The following is a 5,501-nucleotide window of genomic DNA, read 5'->3' as shown; positions in this document are numbered from 1 at the left end:
GTATTATATAAAATACAAAAATGTTTGTCAACAACTTTTACAATGTTTTTTGTCATTTGTTTTTAGCGACATTTAATACTATATCACGATAACTTGGTCATTGCAATAGTTTTTTGTTTTTTATTTTAAACTATACATCAGTTTTTTTGACGACTTGAAAAGTATATATAGATTTTCAACAAGAGTCAATAGAAACTAAAACTTTTTTCTATCATAATACTTTACTTCGGCAATGTAATATTTAATGTATCTTTCTTTACGTCAATAAATAGTTAAGTACGCAACATTTTCCCTCTTCATAATATACATACTTTATTATATAGCGATGCCCCCACGTCTCGGTTCAAGATTTATGTTAAGTAACAAACATTTAAAATGTAATCTAATTGTTCCAAAATAGTTACCTTTTTGAGCTAAAAGCTCATTAATAAAGAAAGAAATTAATATTTTCCGTTAACCATATAATATTGTGGTTGACAATAAAACCTTCGCTATTATACGCTATCGTTAACGCATAACATAATGCGGTTAACGAATAGAGGAGGAATAACTATGGAATCAAATAAAAACAGAAAGAAATTATTATCAGTAATTAATTTAACAAAAGCAGCAATGTTTATCGCACTGATGGCTATAAGCGCTAATTTATTTTCAATTATTATGATTGGACCAGTTCCGCTCACTTTCCAAACGCTTATTGCAATCTTAGCTGGGGTTTTATTAGGGATGAAATTAGGTACGTTTGCTATGGTTGGCTACGCAATTGTGGGATTACTAGGTGCACCTATATTTGCAAACTTGCAAGGAGGACTTGCGGTCGCTACAAGACCTACGTTTGGATTTATTCTATCTTTTATCTTCATTGCATTTATTGTGGGTTACATAATTGAAAAATCAAAAAAACGCTCTACCCTTACATACTTCATCGCGTGTTTTGCTGGGTTATTTATAAATTATGGAATCGGAATTCCTTATCTATATCTTTACTCTCAATATATTTTAGAGTTAAGCGATCTAACATTATTGGCTACAATTATTGGCAATCTTCCTTTTTTTATTAAAGATGTTATTTTTACTGCAGCAGCAGCTTCTATATGCCCTCGCCTTGTTGCAGCAGTAGAACATTCAAAAACAAATCAACTTCAACGTCCAGCTTAAAATGTAGAAGATGCTCCATGGATCTACCCACTTGAGATTAACGGCGGAATGTTCCTACTTAACTCCGAAATAAAAAGATTTGTCGATAAAAAAACGCTTTTTGTATTTAATCGGGCAGATTATAATTTACGAGGGATAGCGCCTATAGCTATATATCTTTCTAAGGTGCAAAAAAGTTATTACATTATGAGTCCGAAATTAAGAAAAGCGCAAGGTGTCATGTCGACATCCTGACTCCCGGCGAAATGCACATGTTCTGGACGAATGAAAAGCGGAATCCGCTTGCAATCTGCGAAGAAAAATGTTCTTTCAATTGAAAAGTGCTTTTTACTTTTTCAACTGGAAGGTTATTTTTCATAGCAGATAGCAGATGTAGCTAGACAAAAAAAGTGCTTTTTTCTTTTCATCGTCCAGGTTATTTGACACGAGGTCATGGCGCCTGGAGCTAGACAACTTTCTAAGTCCAAAAATGTTATAATTTCTTATCTTTTAACAAAAGGAATGTCCAGACTAGTTTTCCTCTGGGCATTCCTTCTATTTTTATATAGAACAAAATCTTTTTATACAAATAGTAACTATCCTCTGTAGGTTTAACCTGATTTATAATGACCGAACATTGAAATTAGATAAAACTAATTCCCCATCTCTAGTAATAAAAGTAAAGGTCGCTCTTAAACAATCGCTAGGAGGAAATCCTAATCTACTATAATGATACATTCCTTCCGATTCATTATAATAGCGAATAGTAATGTCGTCTATTTCAATAATATATTTATCTTCCTTTTTATTGATTGTAATCTGTTCATCTAGAACTAACTTCAACCCTGGGTTTAGTATTGTATCTCGCACTAAACTATAATAACCCTCGCTAAGATTTGGAGAATAATATGATTCTCTGGAAGTTAATAAATAGTCCTGAAAGTTCCCAGCATAAACTAATAGATCCTCTGATTCTCTAAAAAAATGATTAATTACTTCAGATACAGTCTCTTCTGTCATGTACGGTCTTAAAAATTCTTCTACCTTTGCAATATCATCTAGTGATCCATTATAGAATTCACCATCAGCATGCTGATGATTTCCGTATAACTTTTCTACTTTACTAATTACTTCATAATACCTAGCCATAATCTCATGTTGATCCAATTCGCTCCCATTTATATTTTTTATGTAAACAAGAAATGTAATAACACATAACAGTATTGCTACAGTTCCTCTTTGCAAAGTTACCTTACTCATAGTAATTCCCCATTTTCTACTAATCTCATTTTTCTTCTATATTAATTAGACGTATGACAACTGGGAAATGTTTCATATATATTGCAAACAATTCACAAAAAGTTCAGGGACCAGGTCCCTGAACTTTTTGTGAACTATGAGAAATATGTTTTGTACGGATACAATGGAAAAGTGTTTTTTCAAGGGAGGCTTAAAAAAGAAGAAATCCAGACATTGAAAATTATATTTTCAATGTCTGGATTTTAAAACAGATAAAAATATTTACATATTTATACTAAGTAAGCATTGTTGAAAACTACGATTGCAGTCATCACCCTATATAGATCGAACTTTTTTTAACTAATACCCAATGAGAGCAATATAATCCAGTTGAATAGTGAAAGAAATTTTATTAATTAAGATTGTCTACGGCTGCTCTTTCGATTGCAAGTCCTTTTGTATAGCGTTCCATAAATTGTTCAAATCCTGCCACATCTTTTGGATCAGGAGATACGGTCACACTGTTTTGACCTGCAAAAACTCTATTGTTTAAATACTCTTCTAGAGTTTGATTATCCCCTTTGTTAACCATATAGGATGCAAGAAGAGCAATACCCCATGCTCCCCCTTCTCCTGCAGTTTCCATAACGGAAACAGGAACATTGAGAGCAGCGGACAAGATACTTTGGCCAACACCTTCTGTCTTAAATATTCCACCATGTCCTAATATTTCATCAAGCTTTACATTTTCTTCCTTTAAAAGAATATCCATTCCTAATTTCATGGCACCAAACGCTGTAAATAAATGAACACGCATGAAATTAGCAAGGTTGAAGTTGCTACCGGAAGAACGAACAAACAATGGACGCCCTTCTTCAAAATGAGTCATGTGTTCCCCCGATAAATAACCATAGGAAAGTAAACCGCCACCGTCAGAATCTCCTTGAAGGGCCATATTAAATAACGTTCCATACAACTTATCTGGGTCCACATCCATCCCCATAGATTTTGCAAATTCTTCAAATAACCCTATCCAAGCATTCAGGTCTGAAGAACAGTTATTCGAGTGAGCCATCGCTACTAGATTACCTGTCGGTGTGGTTACAAGATCAATTTCTGGATGTACTTTGGACAAATCCTTTTCCAATACAACCATAGCAAAAGCAGATGTACCAGCAGACACATTACCAGTTCGCTTCGCTACACTATTTGTTGCGACCATACCAGTTCCTGCATCCCCCTCTGGAGGGCAAAGGGGAATACCAGCCTGTAACTCTCCAGTAACATCCAATAGCTTTGCTCCATCTTCGGTAAGGACACCAGCGTTTTCACCAGCTACCAATACCTCTGGGAGAATATCCTCCAATTTCCATGGTAGATTCTTTGGTGCAATGAGATCATTAAATTGAGTAAGCATTGTTTGATTATATTTCTTCGTATTTAAGTCAATTGGGAATACACCGGAAGCTTCTCCAACACCTAGAACTTTCTTTCCTGTAAGCTTCCAGTGGATATAACCAGCTATCGTGGTTTGGAAGCTAATATTACCAATATGTTCTTCTTGGTTTAAGATCGCTTGATAAAGATGGGCAATACTCCATCTTTGAGGGATGTTATAATTAAAAAGTTCCGTTAACTCCGCAGAAGCTTGTTCGGTAATATTGTTACGCCACGTACGGAATGGTACAAGAAGCTCTCCATCCGCATCGAAAGTCATATAACCATGCATCATTCCACTAAAACCAATGGCTCCTACTTTTTGTAAACTAACTCCGTATTGTTGTTTCACATCGTTAGCCATCTTTAGATAGCTGTTTTGTAATCCCTTCCAAATTTCCTCAGCACTATACGTCCAAATATTGTTCTCATAGCTATTCTCCCAATTGTGACTACCAGAGGCAATTGGTTCATTATTTTCTCCGATGAGAACCGCTTTAATTCTAGTTGAGCCAAATTCAATACCAAGCGATGTTTTCCCATTCTGAATGACATCCTTAACTTTATTATGCATGATGATTCCTCCCTTAATCGATTACCTATATACGTATTCTAAAATACTTACCCTTTACTGAGCCACTTCATACTTTTCTTAATCTGAAATAAATTCCTCTAAAGGAACGTTAAACTTTACAAGTAAAAATATTAATTGTTGATAAAAAATTCACTACTTGCTTTTTAAATACGGCCAACCTTTTTCATCCCAAAACAGCGGCCTAATTTGTAGAGTTGGCTTCCCTTCGTTCCTAGCATCGTATACATGATTTACGAGAATGCTGGAGTCTCCAGAGAAGAATACAGCACAATGCCCAGGACCGATCCAGCGATCATCTCCTGCATCAATTAAGGTTCCGCCCCCCTCCATCATAGATACTCCATTTTTATCTATATATGTTCCAGTAATATCCTTCGATCTACCGACCACTATATTATAAGTACTGTCTACCCCCCGGCAGCAAAAGTCAAATGACACAAACTGATAAAAGTAACCTTCCTTATGTACGATAAATGGTGCTTCAATCGTATTTGGTTCCAACTGCCTTGTTGCTATCGTCATTAGCTTTGCATCCTGTGCCGGCTTCATTGTTTCTGAATCCAATTGAATAAGCTGAATTCCTCCCCAGAAGGAACCGAAGTTTAACCAAGGGCGTCCTTCCTCATCCACAATAAGATTGGCATCAATGGCATTGTAATCATCGTCCGCTGTTGAATGGATGACATAACCTTGATCCTTCCATTCAAAGTCAGGGTGTTTTGGATCCAACGTCGTATTGGTTACTAAGCCAATAACGGAAGTATTTTTCCCAAAAGTAGAGACGGAATAATACAAATAATAAACTCCATTATGTAGAGCAATATCAGGAGCCCAAATACTCTCCTCATCTTTTTCTGGTACATATTCCTTACACCATTCCGGCAAGGAGGAAAAAACAGGTTTTTCCTGCTTCCAATTAACTCCGTCTTCGGATGACTTCACCCCAATGCCTCTTCCTGTATGAAATACATACCAGCGGTTCCCTTCCTTGCTAATCACTGGATCGTGGGCCCAAATCGCTCCCTTAACATCCCAATTAACGTCGTAAAAATTAACGCCGCGAAAGCATTCTGAATTAAACATACTATCTTCT

The 5,501-nt window shown here is 35.9% G+C and carries 4 protein-coding genes; 1 reads left to right on the top strand and 3 read right to left on the bottom strand.

What is annotated here, in order from left to right; translation table 11 throughout:
- Positions 1–552: 552 nt before the first annotated feature.
- Positions 553–1,158, top strand: a complete 606-nt coding sequence (locus ACERII_RS25505; protein ID WP_373645812.1) for a biotin transporter BioY — start codon at positions 553–555, stop codon at positions 1,156–1,158.
- Between the two features lie 600 nt (positions 1,159–1,758).
- Here the strand turns inward: ACERII_RS25505 and ACERII_RS25500 are convergent.
- The 3 genes from ACERII_RS25500 to ACERII_RS25490 form a co-directional block, all read right to left on the bottom strand.
- Positions 1,759–2,397 carry a hypothetical protein gene (locus tag ACERII_RS25500; protein WP_373645811.1) on the bottom strand — a complete coding sequence of 213 codons (639 nt, stop codon included), beginning with the start codon at positions 2,395–2,397 and terminating at the stop codon, positions 1,759–1,761.
- A 391-nt stretch (positions 2,398–2,788) separates the two neighbouring features.
- Positions 2,789–4,387 (bottom strand): xylulokinase, encoded by a 1,599-nt coding sequence (locus tag ACERII_RS25495; RefSeq protein ID WP_373645809.1) that lies wholly within the window; start codon positions 4,385–4,387, stop codon positions 2,789–2,791.
- 153 nt (positions 4,388–4,540) lie between these two features.
- Positions 4,541–5,491 (bottom strand): family 43 glycosylhydrolase, encoded by a 951-nt coding sequence (locus ACERII_RS25490; RefSeq protein WP_373645813.1) that lies wholly within the window; start codon positions 5,489–5,491, stop codon positions 4,541–4,543.
- Between the last annotated feature and the right edge of the window lie 10 nt (positions 5,492–5,501).

It is taken from the genome of Evansella sp. AB-rgal1 (assembly GCF_041820985.1).
Taxonomy (GTDB): Bacteria; Bacillota; Bacilli; order Bacillales; family Salisediminibacteriaceae; genus Evansella.
This window is presented reverse-complemented; position numbering and strand designations above follow the sequence as displayed.

Bases quoted from the DNA above. Each gene is read 5' to 3' on its own strand.
- ACERII_RS25505 (WP_373645812.1), top strand. From the start codon at position 553: ATGGAATCAAATAAAAACAGAAAGAAATTATTATCAGTAATTAATTTA.
- ACERII_RS25500 (WP_373645811.1), bottom strand. From the start codon at position 2,397: ATGAGTAAGGTAACTTTGCAAAGAGGAACTGTAGCAATACTGTTATGT.
- ACERII_RS25495 (WP_373645809.1), bottom strand. From the start codon at position 4,387: ATGCATAATAAAGTTAAGGATGTCATTCAGAATGGGAAAACATCGCTT.
- ACERII_RS25490 (WP_373645813.1), bottom strand. From the start codon at position 5,491: ATGTTTAATTCAGAATGCTTTCGCGGCGTTAATTTTTACGACGTTAAT.